We start from the raw sequence: 20679 nt of genomic DNA, 5'->3' as shown, positions 1-20679 counted from the left end.
CACCTCCACAGACCAGCAGACAGAACCACCGTGAAACCTAAGGATCCCGCCGATCCCCTGCCATCGACAGCTGTCACGCATCCGTGCCGCAGATCTCAGACAGATGTATGAAGGCGGCGGGCGCATACGGGAGAATGCCCGGGTGACGCCCGACACCCCATCGCCCCACCCCATGGGTGACTACCAGGACCTCGTCGACGAGATCTCCGAGCTGCTCGGCGCACCGGCGACGCTGGAGAACCGCGACTTCGAGCTGATCGCCTTCGGCGCGTACGACAGTGAGGGCGACCTCGACCCGTCGGCCCTTGACCCGGTCCGCACCCGCTCGATCCTGACCCGCCGCTCGACGACGGCGGTGCGGGAGTGGTTCGAGGGCTTCGGCATCACCCGGGCGACGGCCCCGGTCCGCATCCCGCCCACTCCGGCGGCGGGGGTCCTCCGGGGCCGGGTCTGCCTGCCCGTACGCCATCGGGGTGTCGTGCTCGGCTATGTCTGGCTCCTGGACGGCGATCCTGGCCCGACCGACGCCCAGCTCTCCGCCGCGATGGCGGTCGCCGCCCGGATCGGCGCCCTCCTCGCGGACGAGGCACAGGCGGGCGCCGACCTCACCCGGGAGCTGCGCGCCGTCCTGACCGCCGGGCGCGACCGGGAACGCGACATGGCGGTGGCGGAGCTGCGTTCCGCGCTCGGCCCGCGCGGCGACGGGGTCCACGCGATGGTGTGCGTGGCCCCCTGGCCGTCCGCCGGCCCGGACGACGCCCCGTCCTTCCGTACGGTGCCGGGGGCGGCCGCGCTGTGCACGGTGCCGTGGGGAACGGGCGGCCGGGGGCTGGCCCTGTTGGTGCGGCTGCGCTCGGCGGCCGTGCCCGCCCCGGCGCGCACGGCCGCCGCCCGGCTCCTGGAACGCGCGGGCGCGCACGCGGCGGCGGGCATCTCGGACGCCCGGGCCGGCCTCGCCGAGCTGGGCACCGACTGGCGGGAGGCCTCGGCGGCGGCCCGGGCCGCGCTCGCCGAGCCGCGTCTCGGCCCGGTCGCCGAGTGGCGCTCCATCGGCCCGTACCGTCTGCTGACCGGGCTTCCGCCCGGCGCCCCGGAGGACCCCGCCGTGCGCCTGCTCCTCACCCCCGCCCACCGCGAACTCGCCCGCACCGCCGAGGTGTTCCTCGATCAGGCGGGCCAGGCGGGCCGCACCGCCGCCGAGCTGGGCATCCACCGCCAGACCCTCTACTACCGGCTCTCGCGCGTGGAGAAGCTCACGGGCCTGCGGCTGACCGACGGCGAGGACCGGCTGCTGCTCCATATGGCCCTGAAGGGGGCACGGCTGTGACGCCGGGGCGGCGGTCGCTCGTGCCGTGACCGGCGCCCGTGCCGCGGCCGCAGGTGTCCGCGGCCGCGTCCCTGACGAGGCAGCCGTCGTGATCAGCCCGCCGTGATCAGCCCCTCCCGGTAGGCGATGGCCACCGCCTCCGTACGGCTCGCCGCCCCCAGCTTGGCCAGGATGTTGGACACATGGACGCTCGCCGTCTTCCCGGTGATGAACAGTTCGTCGCCGATCTGCCGGTTGGTCCGCCCCAGCGCGAGCAGCCGCAGGACGTCGCGCTCGCGGGCGGTGAGCGCAGGTACGTCCCCGGCCGTGGGTGCCTCCGCCAGCCGCCCCCGGCGGACCAGCGCGTCCAGGGCGGCGCGCAGCGTCACGGCGCCCAGCCGATCGGCGGTCTCCCCCACCGCCCGGGCCTCGGCCGCGGCCGCCTCCCGGTCGCCTGCTCCGAGCAGCGCCTCCGCCAGCCGCAGCCGGCACCGGGCCCGCTCGTACGGGTCACCGAACGCGAAGGCGTCCACCGCCGTCCGCCAGGCCGCCACAGCTGGCCTGCCGCGCACCCGGGCCCACTCCGCCTCGGCGCGGGCCAGCCAGGCCATCCCCTCCGGCCCCTGCTCCGCGCCGTCCTCCCCCTCCGCCGCGGTGGCCCGCGCGGCCCCCACCAGCTCCTCGCCCGGGGCGGCCCAGTCCCGCGCCGCCCCCTCGTCCCCGGCCGACCGCCGCTCGGCCACCGCGTCCGCGATCGCCCCGAGAGCCAGCGCGGCGAGCCGCACGGTCGCGTTGGGCCGGGTCCCGGACTCGTCGGAGAGCGCGGCGACGGTCGTACGGAACTGGGCGACGGCGGCCCCGGGATCGCGCCGCAGGACGGCCGCCTCGGTGAGCGCGACGCCCGCGACGAGCCCGGCCATCCAGTCGTACGGCCCGTCCAGCAGCGCCCTGGCCCGCTCCACCGCGCTGTCGTCACCGCGGGCGAGGGCGACGTACAGGGCGGGTCCGGCGGCGTGGCCGGCCGTGGCGGGCAGCCGGTCGACGTCGGCGGCCGAGCGGGCGCACTCGTCCCAGCGGCCCAGGGTGTACAGGCACAGGGAGTGGAGGTACCGCATCTCCACCGGATACGGGGAGGACAAGAGGCCGACGCGGCCCGCGCGGTCCAGCCCGTCGGCGAGCCGGGCGAGGCATCCCTCCAGGTCACCCGATTCGAAACAGCCCGAGGCGAGGTTGAACAGCGCGCGCATCTCCACGGGCGGATTGCCCGCGCGCCGGGCCAGCTCGCGGGCCTCCAGCAGACGCGCCCGGCCCGCCTCCGTACGCCGGTTGCTCCGGGGGTCGAGGCCGACCACGGAGACGATCAGGTCGGCCCGGGCATCGTCGAGTCCGAGCCGCTCGGCGACCTCCAGCGCCCGGCTCGCGACCCGCCGGGCCTCCTCGTCCTCCCCCACGTACCGCGCCGCCATCACATGCGTGGCCGCCGCCCATACCCAGGTACGGGACGGGGGCTCGGCGGGGATCATCTCCAGAGCCTCGCTGCTGTACCGGAACGCGGCCTTCAGGCTGTCGACGCGCATCAGGTCACCGGCGAGGGTGTAGCGCACCCGGGCGGCCAGCTCGGAGCCCGCGTCCGGGCCGACGCCGGCGAGCGCCGCGCGGGTGAGCGAGACCGCCCGGTGGTTCTCCCCGGCGCGCGCGGCGGCCGACGAGGCGCGCAGCGTGAGGGTGACCGTGTCGAGGTCCCGGGGCCGGGCCCCGGCGTCCACGGACTGCCACAGGTCGAGGGCGCCCTCCAGATGCCGCAGTTCCTCGGCGGGTGCCCCGATCCCGCGCGCGTGGTCGGCCGCCTCGACGGACGCCGTCAGCGCGTCGGCGAGGTCGTGGCTCTCCCGCGAGTGATGGGCACGCTCGGCGCTCTCCGCGGCGCGCCCCCGGCGGGCCAGCAGCCTCGCGAACACCCCGTGCAACCGGACCCGTTCGCCCGGCAGCAGATCCGCGTAGACCGCCTCCCGGGTGAGGGCGTGCCGGAACTCGTACGTGGATCCCCCGTGCGGCAGCAGCAGTTGCCGGCCGACCGCCTCCCGCAACGCGGACTCCAGCTCGTCCTCGGGGAGTTGGACGGCGTCCCGCAACAGCTCGTGCCCCACCCTGCGCCCCGCGACCGCCGCCGTGCGCAGCACCTGCTGGGCGGCGCCGGGCAGTTGCTCGATCCGGATCAGCAGCAGGTCGGCCAGCTGGCTGGGCAGCACCGCCCCCGGCTCCTCCGCCGTCGCGGCCAGCAACTCCTCCGCGTAGAAGGCGTTGCCCTCGGCCCGCTCGACGATCCGGCCGACCGTGGCGTCGGACAGCGGCTCGGCGCGCAGCGACCGCACCAGCCGCGCGACCTCCGGGTCCGGCATCGGCCGCAGCTCCAGCCGCTCCACGGCGGGCAGCCGCACCAGCTCGGCGAGCAGGGGGCGCAGCGGGTGGCGACGGTGCAGGTCGTCCGCGCGGTACGAGGCGAAGACGGCGAGGCGGTGGGCCGGGGCGCCGGGGGCGGGGCGTTGGAGCACCGCCCGGCTGAGCAGGAAGCGCAGCAGGTCGCGCGAGGACTGGTCGGCCCAGTGCAGGTCCTCCAGCACGAGCAGGACGGGGACCGCCCCGGAGAGGTCGCTCAACAGCGCGGCGATGCCCTCGAAAAGCTGCAGCCGGTCGCCGCCGTCCGCGCCGCCGCCGAGCAGTCGGCCCGTCGCCGGGTGCGCCTGAAGGAGCGGCGCGAACCGCTCGTCCGCCGCCAGGGCGCCGAGAATCTCGGTGAACGGTAGATAGGGCAGACCGACGTCGCCGAGGTCCACGCAGTGCCCGGTGAACACGACGGTGCGTGTTTCCGCCGCGTACGCCGCGGCCTCCGCCAGGGTCCGGCTCTTGCCGACCCCCGCGTCACCCGCGACCAGTACGGCGCGGGGCTCTCCGCCGCCGGCCCGGTCCAGCACGTCCCTCAGCCGGGCCATCTCGGAGTCCCGCCCGACGAACGGCGCGTGCATGATGCTCTGAGCCACGCGGCCATCCTGACACGCCGCAGTGGGGTGGGTTGTCGAGAACGGGGCCCGGTCACCTCAGGTGACCAGGCCCCGCCTCCGCTACCGGTACCGCTACGAAGGAACCGGCCCTCAGACCAGGTTCACCGAGCGCGCCGACGTCGCGCCGATCTCCTCGGCCACCTCCGCGAGCACGGTCGGCGGAACCGTGTCGTCCACCGTCAGCACCGCCAGCGCCTCGCCACCCGCAGTGGACCGGGCGACCTGCATGCCGGCGATGTTGATCCCGGCCTCGCCGAAGACACGGCCCACCGTGCCGACGACACCGGGCCGGTCGACGTAGCTCAGGACGACCATGTGGTCGGCGAGCGCGAGGTCCACGTCGTACTCACCGACGGCGACGATCTTCTGGTGGTGCTTCGGCCCGGCCAGCGTGCCGGAGACCGACACCTCCTCACCGCTGCCGAGCGTGCCGCGCACGGTGACGACGTTGCGGTGGTCGGGCGACTCGGAGCTGGTGGTCAGCCGCACCTCGACGCCACGCTCCTGCGCGAACAGCGGAGCGTTGACGTACGACACCGTCTCGTCGACGACGTCCTCGAACACACCCTTGAGGGCGGACAGCTCCAGCACCTTCACGTCGTGCTGGGTGATCTCGCCGTAGACCTCGACGTCGAGGCGGACCGCGACCTCACCGGCCAGCGCGGTGAAGATCCGGCCGAGCCGCTCGGCGAGCGGCAGGCCCGGCTTGACGTCCTCGGCGATGACACCGCCCTGGACGTTCACCGCGTCCGGGACCAGCTCACCGGCGAGGGCGAGGCGCACCGAACGGGCGACCGCGATGCCCGCCTTCTCCTGCGCCTCGTCGGTGGAGGCACCGAGGTGCGGGGTGCAGACGACCTCGTCCAGCTCGAACAGCGGCGAGTCGGTGCAGGGCTCCTTGGCGTACACGTCGAGGCCCGCGCCGGCGACCCGGCCCTCCTTGAGCGCCGAGTACAGCGCGGCCTCGTCGACGATCCCGCCACGCGCGGCGTTGACGATGCGCACCGAGGGCTTGACCTTCTGCAGCGCCTCGGCGCCGATCAGGCCGACCGTCTCGGGGGTCTTCGGCAGGTGGACGGTGATGAAGTCGGAGACCTCAAGGAGATCGTCCAGCGAAAGAACCTTCACGCCCATCTGCGCGGCCCGCGCGGGCTGCACGTAGGGGTCGTAGGCGACGACCTTCATGCCGAAGGCGGACATGCGCTGGGCCACCAGGGCGCCGATGCGGCCGAGGCCGACGACACCGAGGGTCTTCTCGGCAAGCTCCACGCCCGTGTACTTGCTGCGCTTCCACTCGCCGTTCTTCAGCGCCGTGTTCGCCTGCGGGATGTGGCGGGCGGTGGCGAGGAGCAGACCGCAGGCCAGCTCGGCGGCGGTCACGATGTTCGAGGTGGGGGCGTTGACGACCATCACGCCGGCCTTGGTGGCGGCGGAGACGTCCACGTTGTCCAGGCCGACGCCGGCGCGCGCGACGACCTTCAGCCTCTTCGCGGCGGCGATCGCCTCGGCGTCGACCTTGGTGGCCGAGCGGATCAGGATGGCGTCGACGTCGGCGATGGCCGGGAGCAGTTCGGCTCGGTCCGCTCCGTTGACGTTCCGGATCTCGAAGTCCGGGCCCAACGCGTCGACGGTGGCGGGCGACAGCTCTTCAGCGATCAGTACGACTGGTTTCGAGCTCACGTGAGTCCTCACAAGTCCAATGCTGCGGACGGCCGTCCCGACGGCCGCAGGCGGTGGAGGGTGGTGTCCGCGTGGAAGACGCACGACGCTGTGGGCCCGACGCGTATGTAGTGCTGCAGTGTAGTGGCGCCGGGGGCATCGCCTCACGCCACCGCGGAAGGATCACCCGGACGTGAAACAAGGCCGGCCGTGGCACCGGGTGAACCCCGCCACGGCCGGCCTCAAAGGATCAGGCCTCTTCGTCGTTGACCCACGACATGAGCTTGCGCAGCTCCTTGCCGGTGGTCTCCAGCAGGTGCTCGGAGTCCTGGGTCTTGTACTCGTTGTACTTCTTCAGACCGCCGTGGTACTCGTCCATCCACTGCTGGGCGAAGGTGCCGTCCTGGATCTCGGCGAGGACCTTCTTCATCTCGGCCTTGGTGGCGTCCGTGATGATCCGCGGGCCGGTGACGTAGTCGCCCCACTCGGCGGTCTCGGAGATCGACCAGCGCATCTTCTCCAGGCCGCCCTCGTACATGAGGTCGACGATCAGCTTCAGCTCGTGCAGGCACTCGAAGTACGCGATCTCCGGCTGGTAGCCGGCCTCGGTCAGCGTCTCGAAACCGGCCTTGACCAGGGCGGCCGTGCCACCGCAGAGAACGGCCTGCTCTCCGAAGAGGTCGGTCTCGGTCTCCTCGGTGAAGGTCGTCTTGATGACGCCGGCCCGGGTGCCGCCGATGCCCTTGGCGTAGGAGAGGGCCAGCGCGAACGCGTTGCCCGTGGCGTCCTGCTCGACGGCGGCGATACACGGAACGCCGCGGCCCTCCTCGTACTGACGGCGGACGAGGTGGCCGGGGCCCTTGGGGGCGACCATGCAGACGTCGACGCCGGCCGGGGGCTTGATGAAGCCGAAGCGGATGTTCAGGCCGTGACCGAAGAACAGCGCGTCGCCGTCCTTGAGGTTGTCCTTGATGTGGTCCTCGTAGACCTGGGCCTGGATCGGGTCCGGGACGAGGATCATGATGACGTCGGCCTCGGCGGCGGCCTCCGCCGGAGTCACCACGCGCAGGCCCTGCTCCTCGGCCTTCGCCTTGGACTTGGAGCCCTCGTGCAGACCGACGCGGACGTCCGCACCCGAGTCGCGCAGGGACAGCGCGTGGGCGTGGCCCTGGCTGCCGTAACCGATGACCGCGACCTTGCGGCCCTGGATGATGGACAGGTCGGCGTCGGCGTCGTAGAACAGCTCGGCCACTTTGGGTTCTCTCCTTGAGTGCAGGTGTTGCGTCCCACCGTATGACGGCGGGCGGAATGAAAGTCTGCGGGTCTCGGCATACGGGCGGCCGCGCGTCGTCGGCCGCCCGTGTCGCGTGTCAGGCCGACCGGTCCAGGGCGCGCAGTGAGCGGTCCGTGATCGAACGGGAGCCGCGGCCGATCGCGATCGTGCCGGACTGGACCAGCTCCTTGATGCCGAACGGCTCCAGCATCTTGAGCATGGCGGACAGCTTGTCGCTGGACCCGGTGGCCTCGATGGTGACGGCCTCCGGGGAGACGTCGACCGTCTTGGCGCGGAACAGCTGGACGATCTCGACGATCTGGGAGCGCGTCTCGTTGTCGGCGCGCACCTTCACCAGAACGAGTTCCCGCTGAACGGCGGAGCCCGGTTCCAGCTCGACGATCTTCAGGACGTTGACGAGCTTGTTGAGCTGCTTCGTCACCTGCTCCAGGGGCAGTTCCTCGACCACCGTCACCACGATGGTGATCCGGGAGATCTCAGGGTGCTCGGTGACACCGACCGCGAGCGAGTCGATGTTGAAGCCGCGACGGGAGAACAGCGCGGCGATCCGGGCCAGGATGCCGGGGGTGTTCTCCACCAGGACGGAGAGCGTGTGCTTGGACATGTCTCGTTCGGTCTCTCTCGCTCAGTCGTCTTCGTTGTCGCCGAAGTCGGGGCGGACGTCCCGGGCGGCCATGATCGTGTCGTTCGAGGTGCCGGCGGCGACCATCGGCCACACCATCGCGTCCTCGTGCACGACGAAGTCGACGACGACCGGGCGGTCGTTGATCGAGTTCGCCTCCTCGATGACCTTGTCGAGGTCGTCCGGGGACTCGCAGCGGATCGCGTAGCAGCCCATGGCCTCCGACAGCTTCACGAAGTCGGGGACGCGGGTACCGCGGGCGTTCGGGTTGACGTCGTCCGGGCCGCTGTGCAGAACGGTGTTGGAGTAGCGCTGGTTGTAGAACAGCGTCTGCCACTGGCGGACCATCCCGAGGGCGCCGTTGTTGATGACGGCGACCTTGATCGGGATGTTGTTCAGCGCGCAGGTGGTGAGTTCCTGGTTGGTCATCTGGAAGCAGCCGTCGCCGTCGACCGCCCAGACGGTCCGGTCCGGGGCTCCGGCCTTGGCGCCCATGGCCGCCGGGACCGCGTATCCCATCGTTCCGGCGCCGCCGGAGTTCAGCCAGGTGGCGGGCTTCTCGTACTGGATGAAGTGGGCGGCCCACATCTGGTGCTGGCCGACGCCCGCCGTGAAGATCGTGCCCTCGGGGGCGAGCTGTCCGATGCGTTCGATGACCGCCTGCGGTGACAGCGAGCCGTCGGCCGGCTGGTCGTAGCCGAGCGGGTAGGTCTCGCGCCAGCGGTTGAGGTCCTTCCACCAGGCCGCGTAGCGCGGGGCGTCGGCCTCGTCCGGTCCGCTCTCGCTGTGCTCCTTCTGCACCGCCTGGATGAGGTCGGCGATGACCTCGCGGGCGTCACCCACGATCGGGACGTCGGCGGCGCGGTTCTTGCCGATCTCGGCCGGGTCGATGTCCGCGTGGACGATCTTCGCGAACGGCGCGAAGCTGTCCAGCTTGCCGGTGACACGGTCGTCGAAGCGGGCGCCGAGGGCGACGATCAGGTCGGCCTTCTGCAGCGCGGTGACCGCGGCCACGGAGCCGTGCATCCCGGGCATGCCCAGGTGCTGCGGGTGGCTGTCGGGGAACGCACCGAGCGCCATCAGCGTGGTGGTGACGGGCGCGCCGGTCAGCTCGGCCAGCACCTTCAGCTCGGCCGTCGCCCGCGCCTTGAGGACACCGCCGCCGACGTACAGGACGGGCCGGTTGGCGGAGGTGATCAGCTTGGCGGCCTCGCGGATCTGCTTGGCGTGCGGCTTGGTGACGGGCCGGTAGCCGGGCAGGTCCATGGCGGGCGGCCAGGAGAAGGTGGTCTTCGCCTGGAGGATGTCCTTGGGGATGTCGACCAGGACCGGTCCCGGGCGGCCGGTCGAGGCGATGTGGAACGCCTGCGCGATCGCCCGGGGGATGTCCTCCGCCTTGGTGACCAGGAAGCTGTGCTTGGTGATCGGCATGGTGATGCCGACGATGTCCGCCTCCTGGAAGGCGTCCGTACCGATCGCCTTGGACACGACCTGGCCGGTGATCGCGACGAGCGGCACGGAGTCCATGTGCGCGTCCGCGATCGGGGTGACCAGGTTGGTGGCGCCCGGACCGGACGTCGCCATGCACACCCCGACCTTGCCGGTGGCCTGCGCGTAACCGGTGGCCGCGTGGCCGGCGCCCTGCTCGTGGCGGACCAGCACGTGGCGCACCCGCTTGGAGTCCATCATCGGGTCGTACGCCGGCAGGATGGTGCCGCCGGGGATGCCGAACACCGTGTCGGCCCCGACCTCCTCGAGAGAGCGGATGAGGGACTGCGCACCCGTGACGTGCTCGACGGGGGTGGTCGGTCCTCCGGATCGGGGCCGCGGCTGCGGATGGTGGGCCCCGGTGGCCTGCTCGGTCATCGGCATTCTCTTCTCGATGCTGAGGGTGTTTTGCGAGGTTCGTGCGGTGTGCGGCTAACGCCGACTGGTGCCCGTGCAACAAAAAACCCCTCCTTGCCACAGGGCAAGCGAGGGGAGCGCGTCGGGTACGGTCGCTGGGGATTCCGGACGCCGTCCGGTGGGTCCCAGCTTCAGCCGACGCGCTTTCCAAGTACGAGGATTCGGGTGCGCATGGCAATGACCCTCTCTCCGGCGCGCACCGCGTGTCAAGCGGGTGGGACGGGAGTCTCAACATGTGAGCGACGGGCACGTCCGCCTCCATGGACAGCGGTGACACCACTGGTGTACACCCCCGTGCCCGTCAATGCTCGCTCATCCCCGGGGCGCCAGGGTCGGCGCCGTGGCCACGACACGCCCCTCCGATTCTCTCGCGCCGCCCGCGAAGACGGGTTCCGCCGGTCCGGAGGGCATCGGGAAGTGGCCGCGGGACAGCGCCCGGCGCAGGCGGTACTCGTCCAGCGGCCCGGAGAAGGCGGCGCCCTGACCATGTGTGCAGCCCATCGCGCGCAGGGCGACGACCTGCTCGGGCAGGTCCACTCCGTCGGCCACGGACTCCAGGCCCAGGTCGTCGGCGATGCGCAGCAGCCCACGCGTGATCTTCTGCAGCCGGGTGGATTCGACGACCCCCTCGACGAGGCCGCGGTCCAGCTTCAGTACGTCGACGGGGAGCCGGCGCAGCGCCGTGATGGCCGCCTGCCCGCTGCCGAGGCCGTCCAGGGCGATTCTGACGCCGAGGCGGCGGAGGTGGTTCAGCCGGCGCTCCAGCTCGTCCGGCGGACCCTTCAGCTCGGTGTCGGACAGCTCGACGACCAGGGAGCCGGGGGGCAGCCCGTGGCGGGTGAGCAGCGTCTCCACCGAGCCCGGGGGCAGTGAGCGGTCCAGCAGACGCCGGGCGCTCATCCGGACGGACACCGGGACGTTGAGCCCGCTGGTGAGGCGGTCGGCGGCCTGCTCGACGGCCTGCTCGAGCATCCAGCGGCCCAGCTCGGCGGTCTTCTCGCTGTCCTCGGAGACCCGCAGGAACTCGGCGGGTGTGAACAGCACCCCCTGGGACGAACGCCAGCGGGCGGCGGTCGCGACCGACGAGATCCGGCCGGTGCCCAGCTCCACCACGGGCTGGTTGAGCAGCATGAACTCGCCGTCGTGCAGCGCGGCCCGCAGCCGGGTGGCCAGCTCGGCCCTGCGGACGACGTCCTGCTGCATCTGCGGCTTGTACAGCTCGACGCGGCCCTTGCCGGACGCCTTCGCCCGGTACATGGCCAGGTCGGCGTTGCGCAGCAGCTCGCCCGCGCCGAGGCCGGGCTCGGCGAAGGAGACGCCGATGGAGGCGGCGACCCGGACATCGTTGCCGTCGATGGTGTACGGCTGCGAGAGGGCGATCCGGAGCCGGTCCGCCAGCTCCAGGATGTGCCGTTCCCGGTCGACGCGGTCGTGGGAGCCGTCCCCGACGATGAGAGCGGCGAACTCGTCCCCGCCGAGGCGGGAGGCGGTGTCCCCCTGGCGTACGGCGTCCTGGAGCCTGCGGGCGGCCTGGACGAGCAGTTCGTCCCCGGCCTGGTGACCGATGGTGTCGTTGACGGCCTTGAAGCCGTCGAGGTCGATGAAGAGGACCGCCGTGTTGCGCAGGGCGGCACCGCGGTCGGAGGAGCGGCGGCCGGAGAGCGCCTGCTGGACGCGCTTGGTGAACAGGGCTCGGTTGGGCAGGTCGGTGAGCGGGTCGTGCTCGGCGTTGTGCTGTAGCTGGGCCTGCAGGCGCACGCGCTCGGTCACGTCCCGGCTGTTGAGGATGAGGCCGCCGTGGTGGCGGTTGACCGTGGACTCCACGTTCAGCCAGCCTCCCCCGCCGGACTTGAAGCGGCACTCGATGCGGGTGGTGGGCTCCTCGGCGGGGCTGGCGGCGAGGAAGCGGCGCACCTCGTGGACGACGCAGCCGAGGTCCTCGGGATGGATGATCGAGGCCAGCTCCTTGCCGACGAGGTCCTCCGCGGGGCGTCCGTAGACCCCGGCGGCGGCCGGGCTGACGTAGCGCAGGATGCCGTTCGGCGCGGCGATCATGATGACGTCGCTGGAGCCCTGCACCAGGGACCGGAAGTGGTTCTCCTTCTGGGCCAGTTCCTGGGTGAGGGTGATGTTGTCGAGGAGCATGATGCCCTGGCGCACGACGAGGGCGAGCACGACGGTGGAGGCGGTGATGAGCACCACGCGGTCGACGCGGCGGCCGTTGAGGACGTTGTAGAGGATGCCCAGCGTGCAGACGGCGGCGGCCAGGTAGGGCGTGAGCGCGGCCAGGGAGCCGGCGATGGGGCGGGTGGCCGGATACCGACCGTGACCTCCGCCCTGGAGGAGCGCGTGCACCTGCCCCGCCTGCGGACTGTCGTGCCGGTGCCCCGGGTGGACCTCGTGGCGGTGCCCCGCGTGGGCGTCGTGGCGCCGGCCCGTGTGTACGTCGTGGCGCTGGCCCGGGATGTGTTCGTGCACCACGCGCGCGTGCCCGACCTCGTCCGCCTGTCCGTGGCGCCGGCCGGCCCAGGGAGCGTAGGCGAGCAGCAGGGAGCCCGCGAACCAGCCGGCGTCGAGGAGCTGGCCCGACTCGTAGCTGGTGTGCAGCAGGGGCGAGGTGAACAGGGCGTCGCACATCACGGTGAGCGCGAGGGCGCCGATCGCGGTGTTCACCGCGGAGCGGTGCATCGAGGAGCGGCGGAAGTGCAGCGCGAGCACCATGCTGACCAGGGCGATGTCCAGCAGGGGGTAGGCCAGCGAGAGCGCGGTGTGCGCGGTGTCGGCGTCGTCGAGCTGGGTGTTCTGCGCGAGCGCGAGGCTCCAGGAGAGAGTGACCAGGGAGCCGCCGATGAGCCAGGAGTCCAGCGCGAGACAGACCCAGCCGGCCCTGGTCACCGGCCGTTTGGCCAGCACCAGCAGTCCGACGATGGCGGGCGGCGCGAAGCAGAGGAAGAACAGGTCCGCGTAGCTCGGCTCGGGCACGGGCCGCTCCAGGACGACCTCGTACCACCCCCAGACGCCGTTGCCCAGGGCCGCCATGGCGGAGGAGAGGGCGAACAGCAGCCAGGCGGGTCGAAAGCGGCTGCGGCGGCTGCGCGCGTAGCGGAAGCAGGAGACGGCGGCCGCGCCGGCCGCGGCACTGAGCCCGAAGTCGCCCATGACGAGGGCGACTTGCTCGTTGCCCCAGCCGAACGCGGCACCGACGGCGTAGGCCGCGCAGAGCAGGACGAGGACGATCTGGGCCCGCAGGCTCGCGCCACCGTGGTCGGGCGCCGGCCCGCCGGGCAGCGGTCCGGGCAGCGACCTGGCCGCACGGAGCGCCGGGTTCAGCGTGGGGGCGGAGGACTGGCGGGGACTCACGGGGTCTCCCCGGTGAGCGCCGCTCCCCTGTCCCGCTGGTCCCGGTGCGTGGGAGGGGTGTGCTTTCTGCGGTTGCTGTGCCTGCGGTGATGACCTTGACCGCTGTGGCCGTCGTGGCTCCCGTGCGGGTGCCTCCGCGTCACAGCTCGCCAGGGCCGCCGTCGGCGGCTCCGCCGCGTCGGATCGTTCGTCCATAGGCCGTGCATCGCCCGTCGCCCCCCTCGCTGTCTCAAGTCCGTCCCCGGCGCCGAACGGTGCGCGGCGCAGCCCCTGTCGGGACGATACACCAGGATCGTCACTCAGGGACATAGCTCCTCTACGCTCAGTGACCATCTCTGGCAACACGAGCACGTTCCGCTTCCGAAGGAACGCGGAGGGTGCCCGAAGTGGACTACGCGCCGTCCGTCCCGCCCGTCGTAGAGACCACGTTGCGCAGGGGCTCCCGGTTCACGAATCGCCCCAACTGGTCCACCAGCAACCTTTTGGCACGCGGCAGGAAGGCCGACGTGGGACCGCCGACGTGGGGGCTGATGAGCACCCCCGGGGCGCGCCAGAGCGGGTGCCCGGGAGGCAGCGGCTCCGGATCGGTGACGTCGAGGGCCGCGGTGAGGCGCCCGGTGTCCAGTTCCGCGAGCAGCGCCTTGGTGTCGACGACGCCTCCGCGGGCAACATTCACCAGGAGGGCCCCGTCCTTCATACGGGCCAGGAAGTCGGCGTCGACCATGCCTCGTGTCTGCTCCGTGAGCGGAGTGGACAGGATCACGACATCCGCCCGTGGCAGCAGGGAGGGCAGTTCGGTGAACGAATGCACCGGTCCGCGCGCCGTGGTGCGCTCAGAGCGCGCGACGCGCGCCACCCGCGCCACCTCGAAGGGCACGAGCCGGTCCTCGATGGCGGCGCCGATCGCTCCGTAGCCGACGATCAGGACGGACTTGTCGGCGAGCGCGGGGCGGAAGTCGCCCTTCCAGCGCTCCTGTTGCTGGTCCCGGACGAAGTCGGGGACACCGCGCAGTGAGGCGAGGGTCAGGGTGAGCGCGAGTTCGGCCGTGCTGGCCTCGTGCACCCCCCGCGCGTTGCACAGCTGGACGCCGGGCGGGAGCACGGACATCCGGGCCAGGACGTCGTCGACACCCGCCGTGAGCGTCTGGATCACCCGCACGTTCCGCATGCGCTCCAGCGGGCTCACCTTCACCGGCCAGCGCTTCATATAGGGGACCACGTACAGGACGCAGTCCGCGGGGTCTCCCGGATACGGCTGTGTGCCGTCCTCACCCCCGTCCCAGAAGAGATAGCGGGGGCCCCGCGGGAGGCCCTCGATCTCGTCCGGCGGGATGGGGAGCCACACCGCGGCGGTCACGTCCGCGGTCGGGTCGGCAGTCGCGTCAGCAGTCATGCCCGGAGGCTATGTCAGGTACCCGGCACGGCAGAGGTTAGGTTGGGGGTCGGGAGAGGGAGGGTCACGACCAGGTGGAGCGCAGGACGATCGGCGCGGCGACGCTCGAGGTGGGGGCCGTAGGACTCGGGTGCATGCCGATGAGCTGGGCGTACACCGGGTCACGGCAACGGGGCGAAGAGTCGATGCGGACGGTGCACCGGGCGCTCGACCTCGGCACCACGCTGCTGGACACGGCCGACATGTACGGCCCCTTCACCAACGAGCTGCTGGTGGGCCGGGTACTGAAGGAGCGCCGTGCGGAGGCCTTCGTCTCCACCAAGGTGGGTCTGTTGGTGGGTGAGCAGCACATCGTGGCCAACGGGCGCCCCGGCTACGTGCGGCGCGCCTGCGACGCCTCGCTGCGCCGGCTGCAGACCGACGTCATCGATCTCTACCAGCTCCACCGGGCGGACCCCGAGGTCCCCGTGGAGGAGACGTGGGGCGCGATGGCGGAACTGGTGCAGGCCGGAAAGGTCAGGGCGCTGGGCCTGTGCGCGGTCGGCGCGCGGGCGGGACGCGGGCCGGGCTCGGGGGTGTACGACGCCACGATCCGCCAGCTCCGGCGGGTCCAGCAGATCTTTCCGGTGAGCGCGGTGCAGGCGGAGTTGTCCGTCTGGTCCCGGGAGGCGCTGGACGCCCTTCTCCCCTGGTGCGCGGCCCGCGGCATCGGCTTCCTCGCCGCCATGCCCCTGGGGAACGGTTTCCTCACCGGCACCCTGACGCCCGGCGGGGGCTTCGAGCGCGATGATCTCCGGGCGCGGCACCCCCGTTTCACCGCGGACATGATGGCCGCCAACCAGCCTCTCGTCGTCGGTCTGCGCCGCGTCGCGGCACGCCACGGGGAGAGGGTGACCCCGGCCCAGGTCGCCCTCGCCTGGATCCTGTCCCTCGGCCCGCACGTGGTGCCGGTGCCGGGCACCAAACAGGCACGGTGGGCGGCGGAGAACGCGGCCGCCCACGCCCTGCGGCTCACGGCCGCGGATCTGGCCGAGGTGGCGGCCCTGCCTCCCGCCCGGGGATCCTGGGACTGAGCGGGCACGCGGAGGCACCGACGGCGCGACCTGCGGCATGTGCCGTGAGGGCGTGGTGCCGGCCGTGCCGGCGGTGCTTGACGTGTGTGCGTGGTGCCGGTGGTGCGTGACGCGTGGGTGATGCCGGAGTTGCGCGCGTGGTGCCTGGGGTACGTGACGTGTGTGAGTGGTGCCGGCTGTGCATGCGGTGCGGGATGGTGTGGTGTGGCGTGGCACGTGAAATATCCGCTTGATCGGGCGGAGGCGGAACCTGTGGGGCACTCGCGGTGTATGACAGGTAGAAGCTCCACGCCGAAGGGATCGTGATGGTGCAACGTCGAGTGGTGACGGCCGCGTTGGCCGCAGCCGTGCTCCTGGTGACGTCCGGCTGCTCCTCCGACGACGGGGAGAAGGACGCGACCGGCAGCTCACCCCCGAGCAGCAGCAGTGCCGAGTCGCCCCCACCCGAGCGGGCGGCGGACGCGGCGCCCCCCGCCAAGGGGTCGGTGAAGGTGGTCCGTACCGTCGCCGAGGACCTCGACAGCCCCTGGGGTCTCGCCCCGCTGCCCGAGGGCGGGCTCCTCGTGTCCTCCCGCGACGAGGCCACGATCAGCAGAATCGACGAGGAGTCCGGCAGGAGGACCGTGCTCGGGGAGGTTCCCGGCGTGGCCCCGGCCGGGGAGGGCGGCCTCCTGGGCATCGCGATCTCCCCGGAGTACGCCTCGGACCACATGATCTACGCGTACTTCACCTCGGAGTCCGACAACAGGATCGTACGGATGCTCTACGACCCCGAGAAGCCGGCGGGCGAGCAGCTCGGCGCCCCCGACACCATCCTCCGCGGCATCCCCAAGGGCACGAACCACAACGGAGGCCGTCTCGCCTTCGGCCCCGACCAGATGCTGTACGCGAGCACGGGCGAGCGGTACGAGGGTCCCCTGGCCCAGGACAAGGACTCCCTCGGCGGCAAGATCCTCCGTATGACCCCGGACGGCGAGCCGGCCCCGGGCAACCCCTTCGACTCCGTCGTGTACTCGTACGGCCACCGCAACGTCCAGGGGCTGGCGTGGGACGCCAGGCAGCGTCTGTGGGCCTCGGAGTTCGGCCAGGACACCTGGGACGAGCTGAACCAGATCCGGCCCGGCGGGAACTACGGCTGGCCGGAGGTGGAGGGCAAGAGCGACACATCCGGTTACGTCGACCCGGTGGCCGTGTGGCGGACGGACGAGGCATCCCCGAGCGGCATCGCCATAGCGGAGGGCTCGGTCTGGATGGCGGGGCTGAAGGGGCAGCGTCTGTGGCGCGTTCCCCTCGACGGCACCAAGGCGGCCGCCGACCCCCAGGCCTTCCTGGAGGGCGACCACGGCCGGCTCCGCACGGTCGTCTCCGCCGGTGCGGACAAGCTGTGGCTGGTGACCAGCGAGACGGACGGCCGGGGTTCCCCGCAGGGCGACGACGACCGGATCCTGGAGCTGCGGGTGAAGTAGACCGCCTCCTACTCCCCGTCCGGCCCGCCCGCCTCCGCACCCGCCTCGTCCCGCATCTGCTCGGGAGGCCGTACGACGACCTTCCCGGACGCCAGGTCTATCGGTCCGCGTCCCGGATCGTTGTCGCCGACGTCCTCCCGGGTCAGTTCCAGCCGCTTCTGCTCGTCACGCGTGTGCTTGCGGCCGGGCGCGAACAGTTCCTCGAAGGCGTTGAACACGGTTCTCCCTCCCCAGCCGCGAGGCGGCGGGTGCCGGTCTCTGTCAGCGGAGCCGCGCTGGCCTCCCCTCCATCATCCCGCCGCCAGCCGCTCCCCGGCCCCCGCCGGGGACAGCCCCACCCGATGGGCCACCGCCGCCGCCTCGCCACGGCCGGACACGCCCAGCTTGGCGAGGATGTTGGAGACGTGGACGCTGGCCGTCTTCGGGGAGATGAAGAGTTCCTCGGCTATCTGGCGGTTGGTGCGGCCGACGGCCACCAGGCGCAGGACGTCGTGCTCGCGGCCGGTGAGGCCGAGCGCTGCTACGGGGTCGGCCGGGGCGAGGGCCGGTTCGGGGGCGTGGCGCAGGGTGAGGCGGGCCCGGCGGGCGAGGAGGGTGACCGCGTCGGCGAGCGGGCGGGCGCCGAGGTGGCCGGCGACGGCGGCGGCGAGCCGCAGCAGTTCCGTCGCTCGGTCCCGGGCCTCGTCGTCCGTGCTGTGGGCCAGCAGTGCCTCGGCGAGGCGGTGCCGGACGCGGGCGAGGTCGTAGGGCCGCTCCAGGGGCTCGAAGGCGGTGACGACGTCGGACCAGGTGTCCGGGTCCGACAGGCCCTCGGCTCGCTGGAGTTCGGCGCGGACCCAGTGTTCGTGGGCGAGCCAGATCGGTGCGCCGGTGGTGAGTTTCCTGACCGCGGTGAGGATCCGGTCGAGGGTCTCGGCGCGGCCCGGCCCGGCGGTGGGCAGGGCGCGGGCGTCGGCCTCGGCGGTGGCGGCGGTGAGCAACAGGGGCCAGGCATAGCGCTGGGTGCCGACAGGGAAACCGGTGTCGAGGACGCGGGCCAGTTCGGCGCGGGCGTCCGCGAGGCGGCCCTCGGCGGCGGCGATGCCGAGGGTGAGGAAGGACAGCGGCAGGTTGTTCTGGGGCATCGGGTTGTGGGTGCCGAAGTAGCGATGGGCGGCGGCCAGTTGGCGCCGGGCCTCGGCGGTGTCACCGCGGGCGAGGGCGAGGGCGGCGAGGGACAGGGAGCTGCCGCCGCGGCTCTTGGTGCTGCTCCCGGCGCAGCCGGCCTGCACGGCGGCTTCCGTGGCCTCGTCCCAGTGGCCGAGGGAGTAGAGCGACTCGGACAGGTTGCCCCAGATCCAGGCCTCGGAGTCGCGCAGGCCCATGCGCCGGGTGACGTCGAGGCCGGTGCGCAGCAGGCGCGCGGCCTCCTGGGAGCGGCCGACGCCCTCCAGGCAGGAAGGGAGGTTCACATGGGCGCGGCCCACGACGGCGGCGGGACCGCGTTCGAGCGAGCGCCGCAGGACGGCCCTCATCTCCTCGATGCCCGTCTCGATGTGGCCGGCGTCGGCCATCAGGCCGCCGAGGGTGAGGCGGGCGTTGAGTTCGATGTCCTCGGCGCCGACCATGCGCGCGTACTCGACGGCGCGCTGGGCGTCGGAGAGCGCGTCGGGGCCGGGGGCGTGGAGCATGGACCAGCCGGCGACGCGGGAGAGGACCTCGGCGTGCACCTCGGAGGGCGGCAGGCCGCGGACGAGTTCCTGGGCGGTGGCGAGTTCCTTCCAGCCGTCGCCCCGGGCCAGACCCTCGATCAGCAGCGAGCGCTGAACCCAGAACCAGGCGGCGCGCAGCGGGCTGCTTCCGTCCGCCAGCCGGTCGAGGGCCCGGCGGGTGATCCTCAGGGCCCGCTCCCGCTCCCCGCACAGCCGTCCCGCGACGGCTGCCTCGGCCATCAGGTCGAGATAGCGCAGCGGATGGGTGCCCGGGGCGCAGCCGCAGGGCGGGTAGACCTCGGTGTAGTCGACGGGGCGCAGGGCGGCGCGCACGGAGTCGGGGGCGGCGTCCCAGAGCTCCATCCCCCGTTCCAGGAGGCGCAGTTGCTCGGTGTGGGCGTGCCGGGCGCGGGCCTCGGCGGAGGCGTCGAGGACGGCGGGCAGGGCCTTGGCGGCGTCGTGGGCGTGGTACCAGTAGCTGGCCAGGCGGGTGGCGCGGCCGTCGGCGGGGACGAGGGTGGGGTCGGCCTCCAGGACCTCGGCGTAGCGGCGGTTGAGGCGGGAGCGTTCGCCGGGCAGCAGGTCGTCGCCGACGGCCTCGCGGACCAGGGAGTGCCGGAAGCGGTAGCCGTCGTCGCCGGGGGCGGCGATCAGGATGTTGGCGCCGACGGCGGCCCGCAGTGCCTCGATGAGGTCGTCCTCGGGGAGCCGGGCGACCGCCGCGAGCAGGGCGTACTCCACGGTGGAGCCGCCCTCGGCGACGATGCGGACGACCCGCTGGGCGTCCTCGGGGAGCCGTTCGACGCGGACGAGGAGCAGGTCGCGCAGGGAGTCGGTGAGGCCGGGGCAGCCGCCGTCGTGGACGGCGACGGCGAGTTCCTCGACGAAGAAGGCGTTGCCGTCGGAGCGTTCGAAGATCTCGTCGGCGCGGTCCTTGTCGGGTTCGGCGGCGAGGATGCCGGCGAGCTGGTGGCCGACCTCGGCGCGGTTGAAGCGGGGGAGTTCGACGCGGCGGACCGTGCGGAGGCGGTCGAGTTCGGCGAGGAGGGGGCGCAGCGGGTGGCGGCGGTGGATGTCGTCGGAGCGGTAGGTGGCGAGGACGACGAGGCGGCCGGTGCGCAGGGTGCGCAGCAGGTAGGAGAGGAGGTGGCGGGTGGAGGCGTCGGCCCAGTGCAGGTCCTCCAGGACGAGGACGATCGTGCGGTCGGCGGCGAGGCGTTCCAGCAGGCGGGCGGTGAGTTCGAAGAGGCGGGCGGTGCCCTCCTCGTCGTGCCGGGCGCGCGAGGTCTCGCCCAACTCGGGCAGCAGCCGGGCCAGTTCCTGTTCCTGCCCGGCGGCCGCGGCGGCCAGTTCGTCGGGCAGTTGGCGGCGCAGGGCGCGCAGCGCGGTGGAGAAGGGGGCGAAGGGCAGTCCGTCGGCGCCGATCTCGACGCAGCCGCCGGGTGCGACGACCGCGCCCCCGCGCGCGGCCTCGGCGGCGAACTCCTCGACCAGGCGGGTCTTGCCCACCCCGGCCTCACCGCCGAGGAGGAGCGCCTGCGGGCCACCCCCGTCTCCTCCGCTTCCCGCCGTACGGGCGGTGCCTTCCCCTGCGCGGGTCAATGCCTCGCGCAACACCTCCAGTTCTGCGGTGCGACCGACGAACACGGGACTGACGGACCTCGTCTCCACATCGCCGAGCATCGCACGACCGCCGGACGCTCCGGCACCGAATATCCGCAGGCTCCGGCCGGCCGGACGCCGGTCACCCACCCCGCGTCCGGCCTCCGCACCCCCGACCGCCCGCCCGGCCTGCGCACCGCCGTGCCCGGCCTCCGCACGGCCGGCGGCGACGCTCCCGGCCCCGCGTCC

At 72.7% G+C, this 20679-nt stretch carries 12 protein-coding genes; 3 read left to right on the top strand and 9 right to left on the bottom strand.

Annotation, left to right across the window (positions count from 1 at the left end):
* Window positions 1-103 precede the first annotated feature (103 nt).
* Window positions 104-1327, top strand: coding sequence for a PucR family transcriptional regulator (locus ACFU5F_RS20345; RefSeq protein WP_383888980.1), 1224 nt, complete (start codon window positions 104-106; stop codon window positions 1325-1327).
* 92 nt (window positions 1328-1419) lie between these two features.
* Here ACFU5F_RS20345 and ACFU5F_RS20340 read toward each other — a convergent pair whose 3' ends face one another.
* The 7 genes from ACFU5F_RS20340 to ACFU5F_RS20310 form a co-directional block, all read right to left on the bottom strand.
* The gene (locus ACFU5F_RS20340) at window positions 1420-4344 is read right to left on the bottom strand and encodes an AAA family ATPase (RefSeq protein ID WP_383888977.1); all 2925 of its coding nucleotides are present in this window, start codon (window positions 4342-4344) and stop codon (window positions 1420-1422) included.
* Between the two features lie 111 nt (window positions 4345-4455).
* Window positions 4456-6045, bottom strand: coding sequence for a phosphoglycerate dehydrogenase (gene serA / locus ACFU5F_RS20335; protein ID WP_383888974.1), 1590 nt, complete (start codon window positions 6043-6045; stop codon window positions 4456-4458).
* Window positions 6046-6274: 229 nt separating this feature from the next.
* The gene (ilvC, locus tag ACFU5F_RS20330) at window positions 6275-7276 is read right to left on the bottom strand and encodes a ketol-acid reductoisomerase (RefSeq protein ID WP_013000491.1); all 1002 of its coding nucleotides are present in this window, start codon (window positions 7274-7276) and stop codon (window positions 6275-6277) included.
* A gap of 118 nt (window positions 7277-7394) precedes the next feature.
* Complete coding sequence (ilvN, locus tag ACFU5F_RS20325) at window positions 7395-7922, bottom strand: acetolactate synthase small subunit (RefSeq protein WP_381341224.1); 528 nt, start codon at window positions 7920-7922, stop codon at window positions 7395-7397.
* Window positions 7923-7943: 21 nt separating this feature from the next.
* The gene (locus ACFU5F_RS20320) at window positions 7944-9806 is read right to left on the bottom strand and encodes an acetolactate synthase large subunit (protein ID WP_383888971.1); all 1863 of its coding nucleotides are present in this window, start codon (window positions 9804-9806) and stop codon (window positions 7944-7946) included.
* Between the two features lie 351 nt (window positions 9807-10157).
* Window positions 10158-13205, bottom strand: a complete 3048-nt coding sequence (locus ACFU5F_RS20315; RefSeq protein WP_383888969.1) for a putative bifunctional diguanylate cyclase/phosphodiesterase — start codon at window positions 13203-13205, stop codon at window positions 10158-10160.
* Between the two features lie 391 nt (window positions 13206-13596).
* Complete coding sequence (locus tag ACFU5F_RS20310; protein WP_383888966.1) at window positions 13597-14598, bottom strand: 2-hydroxyacid dehydrogenase; 1002 nt, start codon at window positions 14596-14598, stop codon at window positions 13597-13599.
* A gap of 74 nt (window positions 14599-14672) precedes the next feature.
* On the opposite strand from ACFU5F_RS20310, the gene ACFU5F_RS20305 reads away from it, so the two are divergent.
* Together ACFU5F_RS20305 and ACFU5F_RS20300 are read left to right on the top strand one after the other, a co-directional pair.
* The gene (locus ACFU5F_RS20305) at window positions 14673-15671 is read left to right on the top strand and encodes an aldo/keto reductase (RefSeq protein ID WP_383888964.1); all 999 of its coding nucleotides are present in this window, start codon (window positions 14673-14675) and stop codon (window positions 15669-15671) included.
* A gap of 305 nt (window positions 15672-15976) precedes the next feature.
* Complete coding sequence (locus ACFU5F_RS20300) at window positions 15977-17137, top strand: PQQ-dependent sugar dehydrogenase (RefSeq protein ID WP_383888961.1); 1161 nt, start codon at window positions 15977-15979, stop codon at window positions 17135-17137.
* 8 nt (window positions 17138-17145) lie between these two features.
* Here the strand turns inward: ACFU5F_RS20300 and ACFU5F_RS20295 are convergent, their stop codons facing one another.
* Window positions 17146-17355, bottom strand: a complete 210-nt coding sequence (locus ACFU5F_RS20295) for a DUF6191 domain-containing protein (protein WP_383888958.1) — start codon at window positions 17353-17355, stop codon at window positions 17146-17148.
* A 72-nt stretch (window positions 17356-17427) separates the two neighbouring features.
* Complete coding sequence (locus ACFU5F_RS20290; RefSeq protein ID WP_383888956.1) at window positions 17428-20511, bottom strand: AAA family ATPase; 3084 nt, start codon at window positions 20509-20511, stop codon at window positions 17428-17430.
* Between the last annotated feature and the right edge of the window lie 168 nt (window positions 20512-20679).

Source organism: Streptomyces sp. NPDC057438 (genome assembly GCF_042802995.1).
Taxonomy (GTDB): domain Bacteria; phylum Actinomycetota; class Actinomycetes; order Streptomycetales; family Streptomycetaceae; genus Streptomyces.
The sequence above is the reverse complement of the archived record's forward strand: the minus strand, read 5'-3'. Positions and strand labels throughout refer to the sequence as shown.